Source organism: Citrobacter meridianamericanus, assembly GCF_041320245.1.
In the GTDB taxonomy this organism is placed as follows: domain Bacteria; phylum Pseudomonadota; class Gammaproteobacteria; order Enterobacterales; family Enterobacteriaceae; genus Citrobacter; species Citrobacter meridianamericanus.
On record NZ_CP101036.1, the window covers coordinates 5,116,406 to 5,141,551 of the forward strand.

Sequence of the window (25,146 nt, forward strand, 5' to 3'; positions counted from 1 at the left end):
CGGTCCCGTCCGCAAAGAAAAATAACAACCACTTCCCTCACGCTCGAGTAACGGAAAAGTGAAGGGAACGTGACAATGTCGAAACAAGGAGCAAACCATGCAGGTCAGCAGAAGGCAGTTCTTTAAGATCTGCGCTGGCGGTATGGCAGGCACCACGGCAGCGGCACTGGGCTTTGCACCCGGCGTAGCGCTCGCGGAAACACGGCAATATAAACTGCTGCGTACCCGCGAAACCCGTAACACCTGCACTTACTGTTCCGTTGGCTGTGGACTGTTAATGTACAGTCTCGGTGACGGAGCAAAAAACGCCAAAGCATCCATCTTCCATATCGAAGGGGACCCGGATCACCCGGTGAACCGTGGCGCGCTGTGCCCGAAAGGGGCAGGACTTGTGGACTTCATCCACTCCGAAAGTCGCCTGAAATTCCCGGAATACCGCGCACCAGGCTCTGATAAGTGGCAACAGATTAGCTGGGATGAGGCATTTGATCGCATCGCTAAGCTGATGAAAGAAGACCGCGACGCAAACTACGTTGCACAAAACGCCGAAGGCGTAACCGTTAACCGCTGGCTTTCCACCGGGATGCTGTGTGCTTCCGCTTCCAGTAACGAAACCGGCTATTTAACGCAAAAATTCTCCCGCGCGCTCGGTATGCTCGCGGTCGACAACCAGGCACGCGTCTGACACGGACCAACGGTAGCAAGTCTTGCTCCAACATTTGGTCGCGGTGCGATGACCAACCACTGGGTCGACATTAAAAACGCCAACCTCGTTGTGGTGATGGGCGGTAACGCCGCTGAAGCTCACCCGGTCGGGTTCCGCTGGGCGATGGAAGCCAAAATTCACAATGGCGCGAAGCTGATTGTTGTCGATCCGCGCTTTACGCGAACCGCAGCGGTGGCTGATTTCTATGCTCCGATTCGTTCTGGTACTGATATTGCATTCCTGTCAGGCGTCTTGCTGTACCTGCTGAATAACGAAAAATTCAACCGCGAATACACGGAAGCCTATACCAACGCCAGCCTGATCGTACGTGAGGATTACGGTTTCGAAGATGGCCTGTTCACTGGCTACGACGCGGACAAACGCAAGTATGACAAAACCAGCTGGAACTACGAACTGGATGAAAAAGGCTTCGCCAAACGCGATGTCACGCTGCAACACCCGCGCTGCGTGTGGAACCTGCTGAAACAGCACGTTTCCCGTTACACGCCGGATGTCGTAGAAAACATCTGCGGTACGCCGAAGGCTGATTTCCTGAAAGTGTGCGAATACATCGCAGAAACCAGTGCAAAAGACAAAACCGCGTCGTTCCTGTACGCACTGGGCTGGACGCAGCACTCCGTTGGTGCACAGAACATCCGTACCATGGCGATGATCCAGTTGCTGCTTGGCAACATGGGGATGGCCGGCGGCGGTGTTAACGCCCTGCGCGGTCACTCCAACATTCAGGGTCTGACCGACTTAGGCCTGCTGTCACAAAGCCTGCCGGGCTATATGACCCTGCCAAGCGAGAAACAAACTGACCTGCAAACCTACCTTGCCGCCAACACGCCAAAACCGTTGCTGGAAGGTCAGGTGAACTACTGGGGTAACTACCCGAAATTCTTCGTTTCCATGATGAAGGCCTTCTTTGGCGATAAAGCGACAGCGGAAAACAGCTGGGGCTTCGACTGGCTACCGAAGTGGGATAAAGGGTACGACGTCCTGCAGTACTTCGAGATGATGAATCAGGGCAAAGTGAATGGCTATATCTGCCAGGGCTTTAACCCGGTAGCATCGTTCCCGAATAAAAACAAAGTTGTGGCTTCACTGTCCAAACTGAAGTTCCTGGTCACCATCGACCCGCTCAACACCGAGACGTCGACCTTCTGGCAGAACCACGGTGAGTCGAACGATGTGGATCCGTCGAAAATCCAGACCGAAGTATTCCGTCTGCCGTCCACCTGCTTCGCCGAAGAGAACGGTTCTATCGTCAACTCCGGTCGCTGGTTGCAGTGGCACTGGAAAGGCGCGGACGCCCCGGGGATTGCCGTTACCGATGGTGAAATCCTCGCCGGTATCTTCCTGCGCCTGCGTAAGATGTATGCCGAGCAGGGTGGTGCGAACCCGGAACAGGTGCTGAGCATGACCTGGAACTACTCCACACCGCACGAACCGGCTTCGGAAGAAGTGGCGATGGAGAGCAATGGTAAAGCGCTGGCCGATATTACCGACCCGGCAACGGGTGCAGTCATCGTTAAGAAAGGCCAACAGCTTAGCTCGTTCGCCCAACTGCGTGACGACGGTACCACTTCCAGCGGCTGCTGGATTTTTGCCGGGAGCTGGACGCCGGAAGGCAACCAAATGGCGCGTCGCGATAACGCCGACCCGTCAGGTCTTGGCAATACGCTGGGCTGGGCATGGGCGTGGCCGCTCAACCGCCGCATTCTGTATAACCGCGCGTCTGCTGACCCGCAGGGGAATCCGTGGGATCCAAAACGTCAGATCCTGAAATGGGATGGGGCGAAATGGAGCGGGATGGATATTCCAGACTACAGCGCCGCCGCACCGGGCAGTAACGTTGGGCCGTTCATCATGCAGCCGGAAGGGATGGGACGTCTGTTTGCTATCGATAAGATGGCGGAAGGTCCGTTCCCGGAACACTACGAGCCGTTTGAAACGCCGCTGGGGACTAACCCGCTGCATCCGAACGTTATCTCTAACCCTGCCGCGCGTATCTTCAAAGATGACGCTAAAGCGCTGGGTAAAGCGGATAAATTCCCGTACGTCGGTACGACCTATCGTCTGACTGAGCACTTCCACTACTGGACCAAGCATGCGCTGCTCAATGCCATCGCACAGCCAGAACAGTTTGTGGAAATTGGCGAGAAGCTGGCGAATAAGCTCGGCATCTCTCATGGCGATACCGTCAAAGTCTCCTCTAACCGCGGCTACATTAAAGCCAAAGCAGTGGTGACTAAACGTATTCGCACGCTGAAGGCTAACGGTCAGGATATCGACACCATCGGTATTCCGATTCACTGGGGTTACGAAGGTGTGGCGAAAAAAGGCTTTATCGCTAACACGTTAACGCCATTCGTCGGTGATGCGAACACGCAGACGCCGGAATTTAAGTCCTTCCTCGTGAACGTGGAAAAGGTGTAACGGAGACGACCTATGGCTTATCAATCGCAAGACATCATTCGTCGTTCCGCCACTAACGGTTTCACCCCCGCGCCTCAGGCGCGGGATCACCAGGAAGAGGTGGCGAAGCTTATCGACGTCACCACCTGTATCGGCTGTAAAGCGTGTCAGGTGGCCTGTTCGGAATGGAACGACATCCGTGATGAAGTGGGCAGCAACGTTGGGGTGTACGACAACCCGGCTGATTTGACCGCTAAATCCTGGACGGTAATGCGCTTCTCAGAAGTGGAACAAAACGACAAACTGGAGTGGCTTATCCGCAAGGATGGCTGTATGCACTGTGCCGATCCGGGCTGCCTGAAGGCGTGTCCGGCTGAAGGCGCAATCATTCAGTATGCCAACGGTATCGTCGACTTCCAGTCAGAGCAGTGTATCGGCTGTGGCTACTGTATCGCAGGCTGTCCGTTCGACGTGCCGCGCCTCAATCCGGAAGACAACCGCGTGTATAAATGTACGCTGTGCGTTGACCGTGTCGTGGTCGGGCAAGAACCGGCCTGCGTGAAAACCTGCCCAACCGGCGCGATTCATTTCGGTACCAAAGAATCGATGAAAACGCTGGCGGGCGAGCGAGTGGCGGAGCTGAAAACCCGTGGCTACGAAAATGCAGGTCTGTACGATCCGGCAGGCGTTGGCGGTACACACGTGATGTACGTATTGCACCATGCCGACAAGCCGAATCTGTATCACGGCCTGCCGGAGAACCCGGAAATCAGCGCCACCGTGAAATTCTGGAAAGGCATCTGGAAACCACTCGCAGCCGTTGGCTTTGCAGCGACATTTGCGGCCAGTATCTTCCACTACGTCGGCGTAGGTCCAAACCGTGCGGAAGAGGAAGAAGACAATCTGCATGAAGAAAAAGACGAGGTGCGCAAATGAAACGACGTGACACCATCGTGCGCTACACGGCGCCGGAACGCATCAACCACTGGATCACCGCCTTCTGTTTCATTCTGGCGGCAGTGAGCGGGATGGGCTTTCTCTTCCCGTCTTTTAACTGGCTGATGCACATCATGGGCACGCCGCAACTGGCGCGAATTGTGCACCCATTTGTCGGCGTGATTATGTTTGCCTCGTTCATCATCATGTTTTTCCGTTACTGGCACCACAATCTAATCAATCGGGATGATATCTTTTGGGCGAAGAATATTCGTAAGATTGTCGTCAACGAGGAAGTAGGTGACACGGGACGTTATAACTTCGGCCAGAAATGCGTATTCTGGGCGGCGATTATCTTCCTGGTCCTGTTGCTGGTGAGCGGAGTGGTAATCTGGCGTCCATATTTTGCGCCTGCTTTCTCAATCCCGGTGATCCGATTCGCGTTAATGCTGCATTCATTTGCCGCAGTAGCGCTAATTGTGGTTATCATGGTGCACATTTACGCCGCCCTTTGGGTGAAAGGCACCATTACCGCGATGGTGGAAGGATGGGTTACCAGTTCATGGGCGAAGAAACATCACCCGCGCTGGTACCGTGAAGTCCGCCAGAAACAGGAAAAGTCATCTGAATGAGTATTCGCATAATCCCGCAAGATGAGCTGGAGAAGAGCGAGAAACGCACGGCGGATATGATTCCGCCGTTATTATTCCCCAGACTCAAAAATTTGTATAACCGCCGCGCTGAACGTCTGCGCGAGCTGGCCGAAAACAACCCGCTGGGCGATTACCTGCGCTTTGCTGCGCTGATCGCCCACGCACAGGAGGTGGTGCTGTACGACCATCCGCTGCAGATGGATCTGACCGCGCGCATCAAAGAAGCGAACGATCAGGGCAAACCGCCATTGGATATCCACGTCCTGCCCCGCGACAAACACTGGCAAAAGCTGCTGCAGTCGTTGATTGCTGAGCTGAAGCCGGAGATGAGCGGTCCCGCGTTAGCGGTGATCGAGAATCTGGAAAAAGCCTCAGAGCAGGAACTGGAGCTGATGGCCAGCGCGCTGTTTGCCTCTGATTTTGCCTCCGTCAGCAGCGACAAAGCACCGTTCATTTGGGCTGCCCTGTCGCTCTACTGGGCGCAGATGGCGAGCCTGATCCCCGGCAAAGCCCGTGCGGAATACGGTGAACAGCGTCAGTTCTGCCCGGTGTGTGGTTCAATGCCGGTCTCCAGCATGGTGCAAATCGGTACCACTCAGGGCCTGCGTTATCTGCACTGCAACCTGTGCGAAACCGAGTGGCACGTAGTGCGCGTAAAGTGCAGCAACTGCGAGCAGAGCCGTGATTTAAACTACTGGTCACTGGATAACGAACAGGCGGCAATCAAAGCTGAAAGCTGCGGTGACTGCGGGACTTACCTGAAGATTCTGTATCAGGAAAAAGACCCGAAAGTCGAGGCCGTGGCCGACGATCTCGCTTCACTGATGCTGGACGCGCACATGGAGCAGGAGGGCTTTGCCCGCAGTTCCATCAACCCGTTCCTGTTCCCGGGTGAAGGGGAGTAAGGTCTTTACACTACCGGGCGGCGTAGGTCGCCCGGGTTACAGTGTATACGGTGTAACCACACCAGATATGCCTGCAAAATCCTTAGTATTTCGCGTAACCAGCGTAAGACGATGAATCTGTGCTGTTGCCAAAATAATGGCATCCGGCAATTTCATCCCATATTCCTGCCTGATACTCACGCTTCGTTCAGCAATATCCTGTGAAACACCGATCACGTTAAATGCGCTCAACGCAACGCGTGTGCGGGATTCCTGATGGTATTTCTTTGCCGCAACCATCACTTCCATCCAAGTGATCAGGCTGATCGCATTCTGTGGCGGCCATGTTTCTATCGCTTGCTTTGCTTCACTCATTCCACTAAACAGGTCGATGAGGATGTTAGTGTCAAAAAGCGCGGATCCTTTGACCATTACCATTCCTCACGAAGTTTGCGTTGGTACTCAACGCCATCTTCCTCACAACCTTTCCAAAGTCCGAGAGCGCTGGAAATTGTGGTTGCAGCCTGATCCTGCCTTTCCAGATACTGCTCAACGGCCTCGCGCAAGAGTTCAGCACGAGGTAAGTTGCGCTGCACCTTGAGATCATCAAGACGTTTAATCACTTCATCTGATAAATCGAGTAATATTCTACCCATATCCATCCCAGTCATTATACTAATATATACCTCAAGTATATCATCAGCGATTAATTTCCACACAACATACACCTGAGAAAAGCGGGAAAATAGCCTTCACGTGAACGATTTTTACTTTTGCGAGCCACTTTCCAGAATCATACCCTCCCCCATTTTCATTCATGCCAATCCAGGTTATAAAACTGTATATCCATACAGATAAGAGTATTTAAAAATGACACTGGAAAGCGGGATTGCGCAGTTAGTTGAGGCATTTATCGCGGCGGGACGTCCTTCTTCCCGTGAGCAGAGTATTGATGACCGGAGAGCCGGCTATATTGCCAGTACGACATTGGCCGGAGAAACAGAAACCCGCGTACAGGTTGAAGATATTGAACTCGATACCATGACATTTCGCGTTAGTTGGCAGGGGTGAGCCCGGCGGCAAGAAGCGCTATGCGGGATGTGGCCTGGCGGTTTAGCCAATAAGGGTATTCATGAGTTCTGAAATTAAGGAGGGTACTCATCAATACAACCACCGCCAGCATGCGTTTTTTATCAAAATGCGGATTATGGAGTTTTCATAATCCGCATTTTACATCAGCAAATGTACCCAATATTACATTTCAGCTACAGAAACTACTCTTCCTCATTCCCGCCTTCTTCATACGCGCCAAACGGTTTCGCGGGTAGCACAATATAGGTACCTTCAAACACGACACCCGGCGTGTCATCGCCAAACACCCCGACCTGCATCTGCACACGCGCCTTGCGGCCTCTTGCCAGACGGTCGAGGTCACCGCTCAGCGACCCCAGGTCGGCAATAGCAGTTGGTTTTCCGGTGATCGGCCTGCTGTATCGGATATGCGCGTCGGCGAGGATGATCGTTCCACCCAGATGACGCTCGCGCAGCATCAGCCAGATCAGCCCCCAGCCCGTTAACGTCGCCAGTGAAAACAGGCTTCCGGCAAACAGCGTGTGGTGGGGATTCTGATTGCCTGTCTCGGGCATCGTGGTGATAAATTTCTGCCCGGTGTACTGCTGAATGCGCACGCCCATTTTCTCGCTCAATGGTATATGTTCGTACCAGGCTTGCTGTAGCTGTCCACACCAGTCCCCGCGATGGAGAATATCGTCCAGCGTCGCAATGGGCTTAATCATCAAAAAGTGGCGCACAGGCGTGGTTTGCGGTGTGGTGATTTCCCCCTGGCTCACAAAACCGAGCTTGGCGAAAAATTCGACAGCATCTTCACGGGCGCTACAAGTGACGCGCTTTACCCCTTCCTGACGTGCCACAGACTCCAGGGTCATCGCCATCAGCGTGCCCAGCCCTTTCTCTTGCACGGAGGGGTCTACGGCCATAAAACGTATGGAGGCTTCGTTATCCGCATTGATATACAGACGCCCTACCGCAACCAAATTCCCCTCTTCGTCCACCACCATCTGGTGATGCGCCATCGCGTCCCAGGCATCCCGTTCGGAGCCTTTTGGCTGGTGCAATGGTTTACGCAGCATCTCCCAGCGAAACTGGTAGTAGCGCTCCAATTCTTCTTCTGTTTGCGGTACTCGAAGGTGATACATAGTCGTATTCTCTCTTGTTGTCCGCGGCCATACCGGTAGCTGGTTCATACTTGTAACCAGAACGTCACGGGACCATCATTAACCAGTGAAACCTGCATATCCGCAGCGAATCGACCGGTTTGCGTATTCATTTCCTGTTGGCGGCAACGCTCAACAAAGTATTCATACAGCGCTTCTGCCCGCTCGGGCGCTGCGCCTTTCGAAAACCCCGGACGCATGCCGCGCTCGGTATCTGCCGCCAGCGTAAACTGTGAAACCACCAGCACGCTGCCGCCTGACTGCTGCACGTTGAGGTTCATTTTGCCTTCGGCATCGCTAAAAATCCGATAGCCGAGTACGCGCTCACACAGACGGTTCGCTTTCTGTTCGTCATCATCCCTTTCGACACCTAACAGGACCAAAAGTCCCGGGCCAATTTCACCCGTCACCTCGCCCTCCACGGTGACGCTGGCACGGGTTACGCGCTGAATTAATGCAATCATGGTTGCTCTGCTTCTTCTTCTTTTGCGGCTTGTTTAAGTTTGCGGTATTCCCCGAGAGTGACAGTTATTTCCGCGCCTAGCAAGACGATACACCACGTCCAGTATACCCAGACAAATAAAATGGGAATCACCGCCAGAACACCGTAAATGAGCTGATACGACGGGAACATCGTGATGTAGAGCGCAAATCCTTTCTTTCCGGCTTCGAACAACACGGCGGCCACAAAGGCGCCAATAACCGCGTCACGGTTGGGCACACGCGTAGTCGGTACAACGCTGTAAAGCAGCCAGAATGAGAGCCAGGAAAGCACCAGCGGGAAAATACGCAGGACGTTATCAATCACCGTGTTGAGATCGCTGGCCCAGCGCAGTGACAACAGATAAGAACTGATCGCCAGACTGGCTCCCGCCAGCAGTGGGCCCAGCGTTAAAATCATCCAGTAAACGGCGAAAGAGTAAACTTTAGGGCGAGTGCGTTTACTGCGCCAGATAGTATTCAGCGCATTATCAATGGCATACATTAACAATAACGCTGTGACAATCAGCCCACATGCCCCGACTGCCGTCATTTTATTCGAGTTGGCGACAAACTGTTCGATATAACGTTGAATGACGTCTCCCGTCGCCGGGATAAAGTTTGCGAAAATAAAATGACGTAACTGGACACTGACGTCGGAAAACATCGGAAATGCGGCGAAAAGCGCAAATACGACGGCAATAAGCGGCACTAATGAGAGCAATGAAACGTAGGCAAGATTCCCTGCCAGCGTCGTCATGTTGTCCTCATCAATCCGCTGCCATAGTAGCTTCAGCCAGTCTCGTACAGGACGCGTATGATGCCTGGCTTGCTGCTGAACATTTTTTAGCATAACAACGTCGCGAAATAGTCAGGAATGGTCTTTTTATCGACGACCTGGATACTGGTGATCCCTAACCGGTTAGCCCCTTCAATATTATCGGCGTTATCGTCAAAAAAGACCGCATCGTGCGCAGAAAAACCTTCAGACTGCAGGACGTGCTGGTAAATTCGCGCTTCCGGTTTACGCATGCCCAGTTCCTGGGAAAGGTAAATATGATCAGCAGCCTGACGGATCTCGGGGTATTCATCCGGCCAAAACGTGGTGTGCAGGCGGTTGGTATTTGACAAGACCACCACCCGATGCCCCTGCTCACGCAGCTTTTGCATGATGTCGATAACCTCAGGGCGCAAGGCGACAAACACGGCCTGCCAACCGTGAGAGAACTGCTCGTAACTTAGCGGCAGCGCCATCTCATGACATAGCGCCTCGGCGAAAGCTTCATCCGTTATTTCGCCTCGCTCGTGCTGGTGAAAAGCCTCTCCCATGGTGAAACTTTGCTTTAGCGAAGCCAGTGGTACACGGCTTAGATCGCTCCATGTACCCAACACGCGGTTGAAGTCGATATCGACAATCACATTACCCAAATCAAAGATATAGAGCATGCCCTTCTCCTTATTCGCCGTGGATGAATAACTGTAGCGGGAAAGGAGAAGTTTGACTATGCGAGAGTGAAGGCTGCGAACTTATCGGGCCATCATTGGGAAGAACTACACGGCCAGAGCATCATCTTGCGAAGGACTCACCTGTACAATTTCAACCTGCTGTGACTGGAGTAAATTGTGCAATGCCGGACCAGGGTATTCATCAGTAAATAGCGCTGTCACCTGAGACACGTTGCCAATTTCTACTGCGGCAGAAGCCGTATATTTCGTATGATCCGCTGCCAGCAGAATGTGTCTTGAATGCGACATCATCGTTTTCACTACGCTGGCCTCGTTAACATCAAACTCCAGCAGCGCGCCGTCACTTTCGATCGCACCAACGCTGGTTACCAGGTAATCGGCCCGAAAATCAGCGACAAATGCCGAGGCTGAGGGACCAATGATGCCACTGTTGTGCGGGCGTAATGTTCCCCCCGGCACCATGACCTCAAAACGCGGATTGTTATAAAGAATGTGCGCCACGCGCAAGCTATTGGTGATAATACGCAAATGATTATGGTTTAACAGCGCGCGGGCCACCTGCTCGACGGTGGTGCCAATCGTAATGAACACTGTCGAGCCGTCAGGAATGTAGTCAGCCACCGCCTCCGCGATGGCTTTTTTCTCTTCCGTCCAGGAGACTTCACGCTGCTCAAACGCCGTATTCACCACGCTGGAGGCTCTACCAGCCCCACCATGATGACGCGTAATTAATCCCTGCTCGCTGAGTTTACGAATATCACGACGCACGGTCTGCGTGGACACGTCCAGCAGACTGGCCAGCTCGTCGATATTCATATAACCGCGCTCGCTAATCAGCATCAACAGCTGATCGTGTCGCGGATTACCGGTCAGTTCGGTAAGACTCATGAAATTTCCTCGAAAAACCATTGCCCTGGCATTTTATACAAAAAGTGACAGAAAAGATCGGGTTTGATCACAGTCAGGGATTCCAGCCCTTCCTCCCGGACGCGTGCATTTTAGCGCAGCAACCCCACTGGCGAACCTGACCGCGTCTTCCGGGGCATCACCACCAGCCAGGCTGAACGCGAGCGCACCGTGGAAAACGTCTCCGGCCCCCGTAGTATCCACAACGTCGACTTTAAATCCAGATTGATGCTGCAACGCATTATTTTTTATCCAGTCACAGCCCTCACTGCCGCGCGTTACATAAACATGTCCATTTGTGAGCGTTTTTGATTTTTTCAGTCCAGCTACAGGATCGGTTATCCCGGTTAAACGCGCCAGACCCGGTTCAGAAAACGCAGCATGATCGCTTAACGCCACCAGCTCACTGATATCTTGTGGCGTGACGTCACCATCCAGTACCGTCATCACTCCCGCCTGACGCGCCAGTGTGAACGCCTCCCTGGCGCCTTCGTGCCAGCGAACATCCGCCAGAACCACATCCCACTGGGAAAAATCGATCTCGTTGAGCCAGCCAGCGTCATGCAGTAAGTCCGGGCTGGGGTAGTTAACGATAATACGCTCCCCTTGCGCATCCACCATAATCGCCGATTGCGAAGACTTTGCCCCCGCATAGCGCCGGGTGTAGCGGGTGTTTACCCCCAGGGAGTCCAGCTCCACCAGCAGGCTATTTCCGGTGTCGTCATCGCCCACACGGCCAATAAAGTCCACCTGTGCGCCCAGCTTCGCTGCAGCCACTGCGGCCGTTGCAGCAGGCCCGCCGCCCACTTCCGTATAACGCTTCGCCACATACTTACCTCCTTCAGTCGGTAAACCTTCCACGTAATAGATGCGATCCATCACGGCAATACCTACACAAGCAATACGAATCATGGTCATTCCTTAGGCGTTTCAAGATGGGATCATTTTAATTTCACAAAATGTTTAAAAAGTGACGGCTGTCAATTTTTTGACCATAAATTACAAATACGATCAAAAACAGACAAAAACAAACGACCTTAAATGACAAAAAATGACATCCACGTCTCAGGAGAACGTTATGGCAGTTATAGCATTTATCGGATTAGGTCAGATGGGTTCACCCATGGCGAGCAACTTGCTGAAGCAGGGTCATCAACTCAGCGTCTTTGACGTTAACCCGGATGCCGTTCAGCGCCTGGTGGAAAAAGGAGCCCAACCTGCCAGCAGCCCGGCTCAGGCAGCAAAAGGGGCAGAATTTGTTATCACTATGCTGCCAAACGGCGATCTGGTGCGCAGCGTACTGTTCGGCGAGCAGGGTATCTGTGAAAGCCTTTCCCCACAGACATTAGTGATTGATATGTCGACTATTCACCCACTGCAAACTGACAAACTGATCGCAGATATGCGTGCCAAAGGCTTCGACATGATGGATTGCCCGGTTGGACGTACCTCCGATCACGCTATCGCGGGAACGCTGTTGCTGCTGGCAGGTGGAACGGCACAGCAGGTAGAACGCGCCACACCGGTCCTGATGGCGATGGGCAATGAATTGATCAATGCAGGGGGGCCCGGCATGGGCATTCGCGTCAAGCTCATCAACAACTACATGAGCATCGCGTTAAACGCCTTGTCTGCTGAAGCCGCCGTGTTGTGCGAAGCGCTCGGCCTCTCCTTCGATGTGGCCTTGCAAGTCATGAGCGGCACTCCCGCCGGGAAAGGCCACTTCACTACCTCCTGGCCAAACAAAGTGCTGAAAGGCGATCTTTCCCCGGCCTTTATGATCGATTTAGCTCATAAGGATCTTGGCATCGCTCTGGACGTTGCCAACCAATTACACGTACCGATGCCGCTCGGCGCCGCCTCCCGCGAAGTCTATAACCAGGCGCGCGCCGCTGGCCGTGGCCGGGAAGACTGGACGGCCATTCTTGAACAGGTTCGCGCATCCGCCGGGCTAAATAAACACACAGATAAGTAAGGACTGAACAATGACGAAGTACACCCTGAAGGATATTACCCGAGCTTCCGGCGGTTTTGCCATGCTGGCAGTCGATCAGCGCGAAGCCATGCGCTTAATGTTTGCCGCAGCGGGTGCAAAATCCCCGGTCAATGACAGCGTGCTGACCGATTTCAAAGTCAATGCGGCAAAGATCCTGTCCCCCTATGCCTCCGCCATTCTGGTCGATCAGCAGTTCTGCTACCGCCAGGTTGTAGAGCAAAACGCGGTCGCCAAAAGCTGCGCCATGATTGTGGCCGCTGATGAGTTCATTCCGGGTAACGGAATTCCGGTCGATAGCGTGGTGATTGATAAAAAAATCAACCCTCAGGCTGTGAAGCAAGATGGTGCTAAGGCCCTCAAATTGCTGGTGTTGTGGCGTAGCGATGAAGATGCCCAACAGCGTCTTGATATGGTGAAAGAATTTAATGAGCTATGCCATTCCAATGGACTGCTGAGCATCATCGAGCCGGTTGTTCGCCCACCGCGTCGTGGCGATAAGTTCTGCCGTGAACAGGCCATCATCGATGCCGCGAAAGAGCTGGGCGATAGCGGTGCCGATCTCTACAAGGTCGAAATGCCGCTGTACGGCAAAGGAACCCAACAGGAATTGCTTAGCGCCTCTCAGCGCCTGAATGAAAATATCAACATGCCGTGGGTCATTCTCTCCTCTGGTGTGGATGAAAAACTGTTCCCACGCGCGGTCAGCGTAGCAATGACCGCAGGCGCATCCGGCTTCCTGGCCGGGCGGGCGGTCTGGTCATCGGTTGTTGGCCTGCCGGATACCGAACTGATGCTGCGTGATGTTTCTGCACCGAAGTTGCAGCGTCTGGGCGATATCGTCGACGAAATGATGGCCCGCCGCTAATAGAGGATCAAAGCATGAAATGGTTTAACACCCTAAGCCACAACCGCTGGCTGGAACAGGAAACCGATCGCATCTTTAACTTTGGTAAAAATGCTGCTGTCCCTACTGGATTTGGCTGGCTGGGAAATAGTGGTCAGGTCAGAACGGATATGGGAACGCATCTGTGGATCACCGCCCGCATGCTGCACGTCTATTCCGTTGCCGCCTCCATGGGTCGCCCAGGTGCATATCAACTCGTCGACCACGGCATTAAGGCGCTGAACGGCGCGCTACGTGACACACGCTACGGCGGTTGGTACGCCTGCGTCAATGACGAAGGCGTGATGGACGCCTCCAAGCAGGGTTATCAGCATTTCTTCGTCTTACTTGGCGCAGCAAGCGCGGTTACTACCGGTCATCCGCAGGCCAGAAAATTGCTGGATGACGCCATCGAGGTGATTGAGAAATACTTCTGGAGCGAAGACGAGCAAATGTGCCTGGAGTCCTGGGACGAGGCCTTCAGCCAGACGGAAGATTATCGCGGCGGCAACGCTAACATGCACGCAGTCGAGGCTTTCCTGATCGTGTATGACGTGACTCATGACCGTAAATGGCTCGATCGCGCACTGCGCATCGCTTCGGTGATTATTCACGACGTGGCCCGTAGCGGGGAGTACCGCGTCAACGAACACTTCGATTCACAGTGGAATCCAATCCGCGATTACAACAAAGATAATCCAGCTCACCGTTTCCGCGCCTACGGTGGCACGCCGGGTCACTGGATCGAGTGGGGCCGCCTGATGCTGCATCTGCATGCCGCGCTGGAAGCTCGCTTCGAAACACCACCCGCCTGGCTGCTGGAAGATGCAAAAGGACTTTTCCACGCCACTATCCGCGATGCCTGGGCACCGGACGGCGCAGACGGTTTTGTCTATTCGGTGGATTGGGACGGCACACCGATCGTTCGCGAAAGAGTGCGTTGGCCAATAGTCGAAGCGATGGGTACCGCCTACGCCCTGTACACCCTCACAGGCGACAGCCAGTACGAAGCCTGGTACCAGAAATGGTGGGATTACTGCATCACCTACCTGATGGATTACGAGACCGGTTCATGGTGGCAGGAGCTGGACACCGATAACAAGGTGACCACCAAAGTCTGGGACGGCAAGCAGGATATTTATCACCTGCTGCACTGCCTGGTGATCCCACGTCTGCCGCTGGCTCCGGGCCTTGCTCCGGCTGTTGCCGCCGGTCTGCTGGATATCAACGCTAAATAAGTAACAAGGTGGGCTGCCATGCATAGCGGTGGAAAAACCATTCATCTTCAGGCCGGACACTACCAGGCAAAAATCGTCACGGTTGGCGCTGGGCTAGCGGAATTGACGCACCGTGGGCGTCATATCGTTATTCCCCACAAACCGGAAGAAATGCCGCTGGCACACTTGGGGAAGGTGTTAATCCCCTGGCCAAACCGCGTTGTAGACGGCAGCTATCACTATAACGGCAAGGATTACCAACTTGCCGTTAACGATCCTGTTATGCATACCGCCATTCATGGATTACTGGCCTGGCGGGACTGGCAGATTAACCAGCAGTCGGCATCGGAAGTGTCGTTGACGATTTTTCTGCCGCCTTCTTATGGTTATCCCTTTGCGCTGGTTTCAGAGGTGATTTACCGACTGGAGGCAGACTGTGGATTGCACGTTTTTATCCACACACAGAATGTGGGTGACGAAATCGCGCCGTACGGCGCGGGAGCACATCCCTATTTGACCTGTAATCTGCAACCCATTGATGACTGTGAATTAACACTCCCGGTGAGTGAAGAAACGTGTGATGAACGATATTTCACCACGCCGCAACGCATTGCGCAGACCGCTATCGATCATACGTTCCGGACTCTGCCACCTGACGCTGAGTGGGAAGTCAGGATGACCTGCCCATCGCAAAACATGTCCACTTTTTTACGTAGCCACCAGCCCTGGTTGCAAGTGTATACCGGCGAAAAATTGGCAAGGCGCGGCCTGGCGGTTGAACCGATGACCTGCCCGCCCGACGCCTTTAACTCCGGAATAAGCCTGATTCATCTCGCGCCCGGAGAACAACATCAGATGCATTTTTTAATCGGCAGTGAATAACAGATTTCCGACAAATTACCGAATTACCCTATTTTTACGGAGACGACAATGAATTCGCTACAACAACGGTCAACCGCCTTAGAACTCACATCATTACCTGATGGATTTGCTTTAACGTACCACCAGCGCCTGATTTTACGCCACAGCACAGAAACGCCCTGCCTGTGGGTCGGCGCTGGCGTTGCCGATATTGACATGTTTCGCGGCAACTTCAGCATTAAAGACAAGCTCAATGAGAAGATTGCCCTGACTGGCGCCACGGTAAGCGAGTCGCCAGACGGCTGGCGGGTACATTTCAGCCGCGGTGACACCATCAACGCCACGCTACACATCTCTACCGATGAACAGGGCCGCCTGAAGCTGGATCTGCACAACGGCGATCTCAACCATAACCGCATCTGGCTGCGTCTGGTCGCCAACCCTGACGATCATATTTACGGCTGCGGCGAACAGTTCTCTTACTTCGATTTGCGCGGAAAACCATTCCCGCTGTGGACCAGCGAACAGGGCGTGGGCCGTAACAAAAACAGCTATGTCACCTGGCAAGCTGACTGCAAAGAAAATGCTGGCGGAGACTACTACTGGACCTTCTTCCCGCAGCCAACCTTCGTCAGCACGCAGAAGTACTACTGCCACGTTGATAACAGCTGCTATATGAATTTCGACTTCAGCGCGCCGGAGTATCACGAACTGGCGCTGTGGGAGGACAAAACCACCCTGCGTTTTGAGTGCGCTGATACCTACATCTCCCTGCTGGAAAAACTGACCGCGCTGCTGGGTCGTCAGCCGGAACTGCCCGACTGGATTTACGATGGCGTCACACTCGGTATTCAGGGCGGTACTGAGGTTTGCCAAAACAAACTGGACACCATGCGTAACGCAGGCGTGAAAGTAAACGGCATCTGGGCGCAGGACTGGTCCGGGATCCGCATGACCTCCTTTGGCAAGCGCGTGATGTGGAACTGGAAGTGGAACAGCGACAATTATCCGCAGTTGGATAGCCGTATTAAGCAGTGGAAAGAAGAAGGCGTACAGTTTCTCTCCTACATCAACCCGTATGTTGCCAGCGATAAAGATCTCTGTGCTGAAGCGGCCAAACACGGTTACCTGGCGAAAGATGCATCCGGCGGCGATTACCTCGTAGAGTTTGGCGAGTTTTACGGCGGCGTGGTCGATCTGACCAACCCCGAAGCCTACGACTGGTTCAAAGAGGTCATCAAGAAAAACATGATCGAACTGGGCTGCGGCGGCTGGATGGCAGATTTTGGCGAATACCTGCCAACCGATACGTATCTGCACAACGGCGTCAGCGCTGAAATTATGCACAACGCCTGGCCCGCACTGTGGGCGAAATGTAACTACGAAGCGCTACAGGAGACCGGCAAACTCGGCGAGATCCTGTTCTTTATGCGTGCGGGTTACACCGGCAGCCAGAAATACTCCACCATGATGTGGGCGGGCGATCAGAACGTGGACTGGAGCCTTGACGACGGTCTGGCTTCCGTCGTGCCTGCGGCGCTGTCGCTGGCGATGACCGGTCACGGTCTGCACCACAGCGATATCGGCGGCTACACCACCCTGTTTGACATGAAGCGCAGCAAAGAACTGCTGCTGCGCTGGTGTGATTTCAGCGCCTTCACGCCGATGATGCGTACCCACGAAGGTAACCGCCCTGGCGATAACTGGCAGTTTGATGGTGATGCTGAAACTATCGCCCACTTTGCCCGAATGACCACTGTCTTTACCACCCTGAAACCGTATCTGAAACAGGCCGTCGCGCAAAACAGCGCTACCGGTCTGCCGGTGATGCGCCCGCTGTTCCTGCATTACGAAGACGATGCGCGGACCTATACCCTTAAATATCAGTACCTGCTGGGACAAGATCTGCTGGTTGCACCGGTTCACGAACAAGGCAGGACTGACTGGACTCTGTATCTACCTGAGGATAGCTGGGTAAATGTCTGGACCGGGGAAACTTACCAGGGCGGTGAAATTACCGTGGATGCGCCTATTGGCAAGCCTCCGGTGTTTTATCGCGCGAAGAGTGAATGGGCGTCACTGTTTGCCACTTTACGCAACATCTAATACGGCTCGCCCGTGGGGAGACTCACGGGCACATGGAGAATAATAATGAGTCAGACTTCTTCTAATCCGGCAACCCTACGCTTGCCGTTCAAAGAAAAACTCGCCTATGGGATGGGTGATTTAGGTTCCAATATCCTGCTGGACATAGGTACGCTCTATTTACTCAAGTTTTATACCGATGTTCTTGGTTTACCTGGAACTTATGGCGGTATCATTTTCCTTATCGCCAAGTTTTTTACCGCGTTTACCGATATGGGGACTGGGATTATGCTCGACTCGCGCCGCAAAATCGGCCCGAAAGGCAAATTCCGCCCGTTCGTTCTGTATGCCGCATTTCCAGTGACGCTGCTGGCGATTGCGAACTTTGTCGGTACACCATTTGAAGTCACCGGTAAAACGGTGATGGCAACGGTACTGTTTATGCTGTACGGACTGTTCTTCAGTATGATGAACTGCTCTTACGGTGCGATGGTCCCCGCGATTACCAAAAACCCTGACGAACGCGCCTCGCTGGCAGCCTGGCGACAGGGCGGAGCTACTCTTGGCCTGCTGCTGTGCACCGTCGGTTTTGTGCCAGTAATGAACCTGATCGAAGGCAACTCACAGTTGGGCTATATCTTCGCCGCCACCTTGTTCTCTCTGTTCGGCTTGCTGTTTATGTGGTTGTGCTATGCCGGGGTAAAAGAACGCTATGTGGAAGTGAAACCCGTTGATGCCGCGCAAAAACCGGGATTGCTGCAATCCTTCCGCGCCATCGCAGGTAACCGCCCGCTGTTTATTCTGTGCGTTGCCAACCTTTGCACACTTGGCGCGTTTAACGTCAAGCTGGCGATTCAGGTCTATTACACCCAGTACGTACTGAACGACCCGATCCTCCTTTCGTGGATGGGCTTTTTCAGCATGGGCTGTATCTTCATCGGTGTCTTCTTGATGCCGGGAATGGTCAGACGTTTCGGCAAGAAAAAGGTCTACATCGGCGGTTTGCTGATCTGGGTTGCGGGCGATCTGCTTAACTACTTCTTTGGCGGCGGCTCAGTCAGCTTTGTCGCCTTCTCCTGTCTGGCATTCTTCGGCTCAGCATTCGTCAACAGCCTGAACTGGGCGCTGGTCTCCGACACGGTGGAATATGGCGAATGGCGTACCGGCGTACGTTCGGAAGGTACGGTATACACCGGCTTCACCTTCTTTCGTAAAGTGTCACAAGCGCTGGCAGGATTCTTCCCCGGCTGGATGCTGACGCAAATCGGCTACGTCCCCAACGTGGTGCAATCTGCCAGTACGGTCGAAGGGTTGCGTCAGCTGATCTTTATTTATCCCTGTGCGTTGGCGGTGATCACCATTGTAGCTATGGGCTGTTTCTACAACCTTAACGAGAAGATGTATGTCCGCATCGTTGAAGAGATAGAAGCGCGTAAACAAACCGTTTGATAATAATAATGAATAGCGCTCTACGGAGCGCTATTGAGGAGCGATTATGTCTTTTCATGATCCGCTAACGCTAAAACTGAGCCTGCGTGAAAAATTCGCCTACGGTGTGGGTGACTTCGGCTCAAATTTGATGCTGTGTATCGGCACGCTGTATCTGCTTAAATTTTATACCGATGAACTAGGGATGCCGGCCTGGTACGGTGGGATTATCTTTTTGGTGGCGAAGTTCTTCACCGCCTTCACCGATATTCTGACCGGCGTGTTGCTGGACTCAAGGCGTAATATTGGCGCAAAAGGGAAATTCAGACCCTTTATTTTATATGCGTCATTTCCTGTCGCCGTCGTCGCCAGCGCGCAATTTTTAGCGACAGGCTTTACGCTAACGGTGAAAACAGGGCTGGCAACGGTGTTGTTCATGCTGTTCGGCCTGTTCTATAGCCTGATGAACTGTTCCTACGGCGCGATGGTGCCTGCAATTACTAAAAATCCACATGAACGCGCTCAGCTCGCCGCCTGGCGTCAGGGCGGCGCTACCGTAGGCCTGTTACTGTGTACCGTTGGCTTTATGCCGATTCAGGCGCTATTTATCAGTTCGCCTTCGCTGGGTTATCTGATTGCCGCATTGATCTTCTCCGTCTGCGGGTTGTTCAGCATGTGGTGGTGCTTTAGCGGTGTGAAGGAACGTTATATCGAAATCGTGCCGGATCACCATAAACCCAGTATTCTCAAATCGTTCTGCGCCATTTTCCGTAACCCTCCACTACTGGTGCTATGTGTTGCCAACTTGTGCACGCTGGCGGCATTCAATATTAAGCTGGCGATTCAGGTGTATTACACCCAGTACGTGCTCAACGATATACATCTGCTGTCGTGGATGGGTTTCTTCAGCATGGGATGCATTCTGGTTGGGGTACTGCTGGTTCCCACTGCTGTAAAACGCTTCGGTAAAAAACAGGTTTACCTCGGCGGTCTGGCGCTATGGGCAATCGGCGATGTGCTGAACTTTTTCTGGGGTAGCACGTCATTTTTATTTGTGATGTTTTCTTGCATGGCCTTCTTCGGAACCGCTTTTGTTAACAGCCTGAACTGGGCGCTGGTTCCGGATACGGTCGATTATGGTGAATGGAAGACGGGGATCCGTGCGGAAGGCTCGGTATATACGGGTTATACCTTTTCTCGCAAGATTTCCGCGGCGCTCGCAGGCTTCCTGCCTGGGATTATGCTGACACAAATCGGTTATATCCCCAACATAACCCAGAGCGATGCTACCCTGCTCGGTTTGCGTCAACTTATTTTTCTCTGGCCCTGCGGACTTGCGATTATTGCAGCACTTACAATGGGCTTCTTTTATAAGCTCAATGAAACACGTTTTGCTTTTATTATTGAGGAAATCAGCCAACGGAAGAAAAATAATACCCAACCAGACTCTGTTACCAATAAGAAAAATACCTCTGCTGTAAACGTATAAAAATAACAGCCGCTTATTCCATCTCAAGGGATGGCGGCCTTCCTACGCTTAAAAAATGGATTTATCATGAAAAAATTAACGACAATAATTCTCTTATCCTCTGTGGTATCAACCTCTGCTTTTGCTGGCGCCTATGTAGAAAACCGCGAAGCATATAACCTGGCGTCCGATCAAATAGAGATCATGATGCGCGTCGGCTATAACTCCGATATGGGCGCGGGTATCATGCTCACCAACACCTACACCATGCAACGCAAGGATGAGTTAAAACACGGCTATAACGAAATAGAGGGCTGGTATCCATTATTTAAACCGACAGATAAATTGACAATCCAACCTGGCGGATTAATAAACGATAAGAGTATTGGTTCTGGCGGTGCTGTTTATCTGGATGTTAACTATAAATTTACACCATGGTTTAATCTTACCGTGCGTAATCGATATAACCATAATAACTACAGTTCAACCGACCTGAACGGTGACCTGGATAATAATGATACCTATGAAATAGGTAACTACTGGAACTTTACCATTACCGATAAATTCTCCTATACCTTTGAACCTCACTACTTTATGCGAGTCAATGACTTCAATAGCAGCAACGGAAAAGATCATCATTGGGAAATTACCAATACCTTTAAGTATCGGATCAATGAACACTGGTTGCCCTACCTGGAATTACGCTGGTTAGATCGCAATGTTGAACCCTATCATCGCGAACAAAACCAGATTCGTGTTGGGGCAAAGTATTTCTTCTGATACTGCTGATGATAAAAAAAGCCGCTGATAATCAGCGGCTTTTTTGTGCTTACCTGAGAAAGAGCGTTAATTACTCTTCTTTCGCGCCACGCATTGCACGGCGACGATCGTTTTCAGTCAGGTGACGCTTACGGATACGGATAGAGGTTGGGGTAACTTCTACCAGTTCGTCGTCATCGATGAATTCCAGAGCCTGCTCCAGAGTCATCTTAACCGGCGGAACCAGAACCGTTGCTTCGTCAGTACCGGACGCGCGCATGTTGGTCAGTTTCTTACCGGTCAGGCAGTTTACAGTCAGGTCGTTAGAGCGGCTGTGAATACCGATGATCTGGCCTTCGTAAACTTCAGCACCGTGACCCAGGAACAGCTTACCGCGGTCCTGCAGGCTGAACAGTGCGAACGCAACTGCTTTACCCTGGCCATTGGAGATCAGTACGCCGTTCTGACGCTGACCCACATCACCCGCACGAACATCGTCGTAGTGGCTGAAGGTGGAGTACAGCAGACCGGTACCGGAAGTCATGGTCATGAATTCTGAACGGAAACCGATCAGACCACGGCTTGGGATCACGTAGTCAAGACGTACGCGGCCTTTGCCATCTGGATTCATGTTTTTCAGGTCGCCTTTACGCTCACCCAGAGCCTGCATCACAGAACCCTGATGCTGCTCTTCGACGTCCAGCGTTACGTTTTCGAACGGCTCTTGTTTACGGCCATCGATTTCGCGGAAGATAACTTTCGGACGGGAAACCGCCATTTCGAAACCTTCACGACGCATGTTTTCAATCAGAACAGACAGGTGCAGCTCACCACGACCGGATACACGGAACGCATCCGCATCTTCGGTTTCTTCAACGCGCAGCGCAACGTTGTGCACCAGCTCTTTGTTCAGGCGGTCAAGGATCTGACGAGAGGTAACATATTTACCTTCTTTACCACAGAACGGAGAGGTGTTTACGCAGAAGAACATGGTTACGGTCGGTTCATCAACGGACAGAGCCGGCAGCGCTTCGACGTTCTGCGGATCGCAGATGGTGTCGGAGATGTTCAGTTCGCCCAGACCGGTGATCGCGATGATATCGCCGGCTTCGGCAATATCGCTCTCGATACGTTCCAGACCCAGATGAGTCAGAACTTTACCGACTTTACCGTTACGGGTTTTGCCTTCGCTATCAATGATAGTGATCTGCTGGTTCGGTTTAACTTTACCGCGTTTAATGCGGCCGATGCCGATTACGCCAACGTAGTTGTTGTAGTCCAGCTGAGAGATTTGCATCTGCAGCGGGCCATCAAGATCTACGTTCGGAGCCGGTACACGATCAACGATGGTCTGATACAGCGGAGTCATGTCTTCAGCCATATCTTCGTGATCCAGACCTGCGATACCGTTCAGCGCGGAAGCGTAAACGATCGGGAAGTCCAGCTGCTCGTCGGTAGCGTCGAGGTTAACGAACAGGTCGAATACCTGGTCAACAACCCAGTCAGGACGCGCGCCAGGACGGTCAACTTTGTTGATAACAACAATTGGCTTCAGGCCATGGGCAAAGGCTTTTTTGGTCACGAAGCGCGTCTGCGGCATCGGACCATCCATTGCATCCACCACCAGCAGCACGGAGTCGACCATGGACATTACACGTTCAACTTCACCACCGAAGTCGGCGTGCCCCGGGGTATCAACGATGTTGATACGGTAGTCATTCCATTTGATAGCGGTGTTTTTAGCGAGGATGGTAATCCCACGCTCTTTCTCCAAATCGTTGGAGTCCATCACGCGCTCTTGGGTTTCAGCACGTGCATCGAACGTACCGGATTGTTGGAGCAGCTTGTCTACCAGGGTCGTTTTACCATGGTCTACGTGCGCGATGATGGCGATGTTACGCAAATTTTCGATCACAACTTTGCCTCAGGCATTTTAGAAATAGCGCGTTATTGTACACGGATTAATCGCAGTACAAAACAGGATCACAAACATCCTCCGCAAACAAGTATTGCAGAGTTTCTTTGTGATCACATTCACGGAGCGTTAAAAGGGGTAATCTGACATGCTTTGCACCAATATGGTGCTTAATGTTCACATTAAAGCACTATAATGGTGCAATACAACCTTCATGGTGCAGCCCCTTTGCACGATAGTGCGCATGATAACGCCTTTTAGGGGCAATTTAAAAGTTGGCACAGATTTCGCTTTATATTTTTTACGGCGACACGGCCAATTTTTTGCAGAATTGAAGACTTCGTTACCACGACGACCATGACCAATCCGGGAGAGTAAGTATGTCCGCTGAACACGTTTTGACGATGCTGAACGAACACGAAGTGAAGTTTGTTGATTTGCGCTTCACTGATACTAAAGGTAAAGAACAGCACGTCACTATTCCTGCTCATCAGGTAAATGCCGAATTCTTTGAAGAAGGCAAAATGTTTGACGGCTCCTCAATCGGTGGCTGGAAAGGCATTAACGAATCAGACATGGTTCTGATGCCAGATGCATCTACTGCACTCATCGACCCGTTCTATGAAGAGTCTACTCTGATCATCCGTTGCGATATCCTGGAACCCGGTACGCTGCAGGGCTATGACCGCGACCCGCGCTCCATCGCAAAACGCGCTGAAGAGTATCTGCGTTCTACCGGCATCGCAGACACCGTTCTGTTCGGGCCAGAGCCAGAGTTCTTCCTGTTTGACGACATCCGCTTCGGCGCATCTATCTCCGGTTCTCACGTGGCTATCGATGACATCGAAGGCGCATGGAACTCTTCCACCAAATACGAAGGTGGTAACAAAGGTCACCGCCCTGGCGTGAAAGGCGGTTACTTCCCGGTTCCTCCGGTAGATTCTTCTCAGGACATCCGTTCTACCATGTGTCTGATCATGGAAGAGATGGGCCTGGTTGTTGAAGCACATCACCACGAAGTGGCGACTGCTGGCCAGAACGAAATCGCGACCCGCTTTAACACCATGACCAAAAAAGCGGACGAAATTCAGATCTACAAATACGTTGTGCACAACGTTGCGCACCGTTTCGGTAAAACCGCGACCTTTATGCCAAAACCGATGTTCGGTGATAACGGTTCCGGTATGCACTGCCACATGTCCCTGTCAAAGAACGGCGTAAACCTGTTCTCTGGCGACAAATATGCGGGTCTGTCTGAGCAGGCGCTGTTCTACATCGGCGGCGTAATCAAACACGCTAAAGCGATCAACGCCCTGGCTAACCCGACCACGAACTCCTATAAGCGTCTGGTCCCTGGCTACGAAGCGCCGGTAATGCTGGCTTACTCTGCCCGTAACCGTTCTGCTTCTATCCGTATTCCGGTTGTTGCTTCTCCGAAAGCGCGTCGTATTGAAGTGCGTTTCCCGGACCCGGCTGCTAACCCGTACCTGTGCTTCGCAGCACTGCTGATGGCCGGTCTTGACGGTATCAAGAACAAGATCCACCCGGGCGAAGCCATGGACAAAAACCTGTATGACCTGCCGCCGGAAGAAGCGAAAGAGATCCCACAGGTTGCTGGTTCTCTGGAAGAAGCACTGAAAGAACTGGATCTGGACCGTGAGTTCCTGACTGCAGGCGGCGTGTTCACCAATGAAGCGATCGATGCATACATTACGCTGCGTCGCGAAGAAGATGACCGTGTGCGTATGACTCCGCACCCGGTAGAGTTTGAGCTGTACTACAGCGTTTAATCGTTTGAGTTGTACTTTCCAGATAAGGTCGCGTCACGCGCTGGCGCGATAACCTGG

At 52.6% G+C, this 25,146-nt stretch carries 22 protein-coding genes and 1 pseudogene; 14 read left to right on the top strand and 9 right to left on the bottom strand.

Going from position 1 to position 25,146, the window contains the following annotated elements:
• Positions 1-97: 97 nt before the first annotated feature.
• From fdnG to fdhE, 4 genes are read left to right on the top strand one after another with little or no spacing between them, the layout of a single operon-like run.
• Positions 98-3,148 (top strand): formate dehydrogenase-N subunit alpha, encoded by a 3,051-nt coding sequence (fdnG, locus tag NMD08_RS24830; RefSeq protein ID WP_151224153.1) that lies wholly within the window; start codon positions 98-100, stop codon positions 3,146-3,148.
• Between the two features lie 12 nt (positions 3,149-3,160).
• On the top strand, positions 3,161-4,063 hold the full coding sequence (fdoH, locus tag NMD08_RS24835) for a formate dehydrogenase O subunit beta (protein ID WP_106107909.1): 903 nt from the start codon (positions 3,161-3,163) through the stop codon (positions 4,061-4,063).
• Positions 4,060-4,695 (top strand): formate dehydrogenase cytochrome b556 subunit, encoded by a 636-nt coding sequence (gene fdoI, locus NMD08_RS24840; RefSeq protein WP_003028686.1) that lies wholly within the window; start codon positions 4,060-4,062, stop codon positions 4,693-4,695. Before fdoH ends, fdoI begins: the two co-directional genes overlap by 4 nt.
• Positions 4,692-5,621 (top strand): formate dehydrogenase accessory protein FdhE, encoded by a 930-nt coding sequence (gene fdhE / locus NMD08_RS24845; protein ID WP_187254014.1) that lies wholly within the window; start codon positions 4,692-4,694, stop codon positions 5,619-5,621. Before fdoI ends, fdhE begins: the two co-directional genes overlap by 4 nt.
• Positions 5,622-5,657: 36 nt before the next feature.
• On the opposite strand, the gene NMD08_RS24850 is transcribed toward fdhE, so the two are convergent.
• A complete protein-coding gene (locus tag NMD08_RS24850; protein WP_187260235.1) occupies positions 5,658-6,032 on the bottom strand; it encodes a type II toxin-antitoxin system VapC family toxin in 375 nt (124 codons plus the stop codon).
• Positions 6,032-6,274 (bottom strand): CopG family transcriptional regulator, encoded by a 243-nt coding sequence (locus tag NMD08_RS24855; RefSeq protein ID WP_187254043.1) that lies wholly within the window; start codon positions 6,272-6,274, stop codon positions 6,032-6,034. The genes NMD08_RS24850 and NMD08_RS24855 overlap by 1 nt, the downstream gene beginning before the upstream one ends.
• 196 nt (positions 6,275-6,470) lie before the next feature.
• Between NMD08_RS24855 and NMD08_RS24860 the strand changes: the two are divergent.
• Positions 6,471-6,656 (top strand): annotated as a pseudogene (locus NMD08_RS24860) (alpha/beta hydrolase); the annotation flags it as partial.
• Between the two features lie 218 nt (positions 6,657-6,874).
• Here NMD08_RS24860 and fabY read toward each other — a convergent pair.
• The 6 genes from fabY to NMD08_RS24890 all read right to left on the bottom strand — a co-directional run bounded on the left by fabY (position 6,875) and on the right by NMD08_RS24890 (position 11,599).
• Positions 6,875-7,816, bottom strand: coding sequence for a fatty acid biosynthesis protein FabY (fabY, locus tag NMD08_RS24865; protein ID WP_003825286.1), 942 nt, complete (start codon positions 7,814-7,816; stop codon positions 6,875-6,877).
• Between the two features lie 44 nt (positions 7,817-7,860).
• The gene (dtd, locus tag NMD08_RS24870) at positions 7,861-8,298 is read right to left on the bottom strand and encodes a D-aminoacyl-tRNA deacylase (RefSeq protein ID WP_003028671.1); all 438 of its coding nucleotides are present in this window, start codon (positions 8,296-8,298) and stop codon (positions 7,861-7,863) included.
• The gene (locus NMD08_RS24875) at positions 8,295-9,167 is read right to left on the bottom strand and encodes a virulence factor BrkB family protein (protein ID WP_370619249.1); all 873 of its coding nucleotides are present in this window, start codon (positions 9,165-9,167) and stop codon (positions 8,295-8,297) included. The genes dtd and NMD08_RS24875 overlap by 4 nt, the downstream gene beginning before the upstream one ends.
• The gene (yihX, locus tag NMD08_RS24880; RefSeq protein ID WP_003028663.1) at positions 9,161-9,760 is read right to left on the bottom strand and encodes a glucose-1-phosphatase; all 600 of its coding nucleotides are present in this window, start codon (positions 9,758-9,760) and stop codon (positions 9,161-9,163) included. Before yihX ends, NMD08_RS24875 begins: the two co-directional genes overlap by 7 nt.
• A gap of 105 nt (positions 9,761-9,865) precedes the next feature.
• A complete protein-coding gene (locus NMD08_RS24885) occupies positions 9,866-10,669 on the bottom strand; it encodes a DeoR/GlpR family DNA-binding transcription regulator (protein WP_003847907.1) in 804 nt (267 codons plus the stop codon).
• A 33-nt stretch (positions 10,670-10,702) separates the two neighbouring features.
• Positions 10,703-11,599 (bottom strand): sugar kinase, encoded by an 897-nt coding sequence (locus NMD08_RS24890; RefSeq protein WP_370619251.1) that lies wholly within the window; start codon positions 11,597-11,599, stop codon positions 10,703-10,705.
• A 166-nt stretch (positions 11,600-11,765) separates the two neighbouring features.
• Here NMD08_RS24890 and yihU point away from each other — a divergent pair, with 166 nt between their 5' ends.
• The 8 genes from yihU to ompL all read left to right on the top strand — a co-directional run bounded on the left by yihU (position 11,766) and on the right by ompL (position 21,405).
• On the top strand, positions 11,766-12,662 hold the full coding sequence (gene yihU, locus NMD08_RS24895; RefSeq protein ID WP_151218410.1) for a sulfolactaldehyde 3-reductase: 897 nt from the start codon (positions 11,766-11,768) through the stop codon (positions 12,660-12,662).
• Between the two features lie 10 nt (positions 12,663-12,672).
• Positions 12,673-13,548: a sulfofructosephosphate aldolase gene (gene yihT / locus NMD08_RS24900; RefSeq protein WP_003028656.1), complete on the top strand. Its 876-nt coding sequence runs from the start codon at positions 12,673-12,675 to the stop codon at positions 13,546-13,548.
• Positions 13,549-13,562: 14 nt separating this feature from the next.
• Positions 13,563-14,804 carry a sulfoquinovose isomerase gene (gene yihS, locus NMD08_RS24905; protein ID WP_005121832.1) on the top strand — a complete coding sequence of 414 codons (1,242 nt, stop codon included), beginning with the start codon at positions 13,563-13,565 and terminating at the stop codon, positions 14,802-14,804.
• An 18-nt stretch (positions 14,805-14,822) separates the two neighbouring features.
• Positions 14,823-15,665, top strand: coding sequence for an aldose-1-epimerase (locus NMD08_RS24910; protein WP_187260238.1), 843 nt, complete (start codon positions 14,823-14,825; stop codon positions 15,663-15,665).
• 48 nt (positions 15,666-15,713) lie between these two features.
• Positions 15,714-17,750, top strand: a complete 2,037-nt coding sequence (locus tag NMD08_RS24915) for an alpha-glucosidase (RefSeq protein WP_151218409.1) — start codon at positions 15,714-15,716, stop codon at positions 17,748-17,750.
• 45 nt (positions 17,751-17,795) lie between these two features.
• Positions 17,796-19,178: an MFS transporter gene (locus NMD08_RS24920; protein ID WP_003028647.1), complete on the top strand. Its 1,383-nt coding sequence runs from the start codon at positions 17,796-17,798 to the stop codon at positions 19,176-19,178.
• Positions 19,179-19,224: 46 nt separating this feature from the next.
• Positions 19,225-20,646, top strand: coding sequence for an MFS transporter (locus NMD08_RS24925; protein WP_151218408.1), 1,422 nt, complete (start codon positions 19,225-19,227; stop codon positions 20,644-20,646).
• Between the two features lie 66 nt (positions 20,647-20,712).
• Positions 20,713-21,405: a porin OmpL gene (gene ompL / locus NMD08_RS24930; protein WP_151224147.1), complete on the top strand. Its 693-nt coding sequence runs from the start codon at positions 20,713-20,715 to the stop codon at positions 21,403-21,405.
• Positions 21,406-21,475: 70 nt separating this feature from the next.
• Here the strand turns inward: ompL and typA are convergent, their stop codons facing one another.
• Positions 21,476-23,299 carry a ribosome-dependent GTPase TypA gene (typA, locus tag NMD08_RS24935; RefSeq protein WP_003028641.1) on the bottom strand — a complete coding sequence of 608 codons (1,824 nt, stop codon included), beginning with the start codon at positions 23,297-23,299 and terminating at the stop codon, positions 21,476-21,478.
• 380 nt (positions 23,300-23,679) lie between these two features.
• Here typA and glnA point away from each other — a divergent pair, with 380 nt between their 5' ends.
• Complete coding sequence (glnA, locus tag NMD08_RS24940; protein ID WP_003028638.1) at positions 23,680-25,089, top strand: glutamate--ammonia ligase; 1,410 nt, start codon at positions 23,680-23,682, stop codon at positions 25,087-25,089.
• The last annotated feature ends 57 nt before the right edge of the window (positions 25,090-25,146 follow it).

Bases quoted from the DNA above. Each gene is read 5' to 3' on its own strand.
- fdoH (WP_106107909.1), top strand. From the start codon at position 3,161: ATGGCTTATCAATCGCAAGACATCATTCGTCGTTCCGCCACTAACGGT.
- fdoI (WP_003028686.1), top strand. From the start codon at position 4,060: ATGAAACGACGTGACACCATCGTGCGCTACACGGCGCCGGAACGCATC.
- fdhE (WP_187254014.1), top strand. From the start codon at position 4,692: ATGAGTATTCGCATAATCCCGCAAGATGAGCTGGAGAAGAGCGAGAAA.
- NMD08_RS24850 (WP_187260235.1), bottom strand. From the start codon at position 6,032: ATGGTCAAAGGATCCGCGCTTTTTGACACTAACATCCTCATCGACCTG.
- fabY (WP_003825286.1), bottom strand. From the start codon at position 7,816: ATGTATCACCTTCGAGTACCGCAAACAGAAGAAGAATTGGAGCGCTAC.
- dtd (WP_003028671.1), bottom strand. From the start codon at position 8,298: ATGATTGCATTAATTCAGCGCGTAACCCGTGCCAGCGTCACCGTGGAG.
- NMD08_RS24875 (WP_370619249.1), bottom strand. From the start codon at position 9,167: ATGCTAAAAAATGTTCAGCAGCAAGCCAGGCATCATACGCGTCCTGTA.
- yihX (WP_003028663.1), bottom strand. From the start codon at position 9,760: ATGCTCTATATCTTTGATTTGGGTAATGTGATTGTCGATATCGACTTC.
- NMD08_RS24885 (WP_003847907.1), bottom strand. From the start codon at position 10,669: ATGAGTCTTACCGAACTGACCGGTAATCCGCGACACGATCAGCTGTTG.
- NMD08_RS24890 (WP_370619251.1), bottom strand. From the start codon at position 11,599: ATGATTCGTATTGCTTGTGTAGGTATTGCCGTGATGGATCGCATCTAT.
- yihU (WP_151218410.1), top strand. From the start codon at position 11,766: ATGGCAGTTATAGCATTTATCGGATTAGGTCAGATGGGTTCACCCATG.
- yihT (WP_003028656.1), top strand. From the start codon at position 12,673: ATGACGAAGTACACCCTGAAGGATATTACCCGAGCTTCCGGCGGTTTT.
- yihS (WP_005121832.1), top strand. From the start codon at position 13,563: ATGAAATGGTTTAACACCCTAAGCCACAACCGCTGGCTGGAACAGGAA.
- NMD08_RS24910 (WP_187260238.1), top strand. From the start codon at position 14,823: ATGCATAGCGGTGGAAAAACCATTCATCTTCAGGCCGGACACTACCAG.
- NMD08_RS24915 (WP_151218409.1), top strand. From the start codon at position 15,714: ATGAATTCGCTACAACAACGGTCAACCGCCTTAGAACTCACATCATTA.
- NMD08_RS24920 (WP_003028647.1), top strand. From the start codon at position 17,796: ATGAGTCAGACTTCTTCTAATCCGGCAACCCTACGCTTGCCGTTCAAA.
- NMD08_RS24925 (WP_151218408.1), top strand. From the start codon at position 19,225: ATGTCTTTTCATGATCCGCTAACGCTAAAACTGAGCCTGCGTGAAAAA.
- ompL (WP_151224147.1), top strand. From the start codon at position 20,713: ATGAAAAAATTAACGACAATAATTCTCTTATCCTCTGTGGTATCAACC.
- glnA (WP_003028638.1), top strand. From the start codon at position 23,680: ATGTCCGCTGAACACGTTTTGACGATGCTGAACGAACACGAAGTGAAG.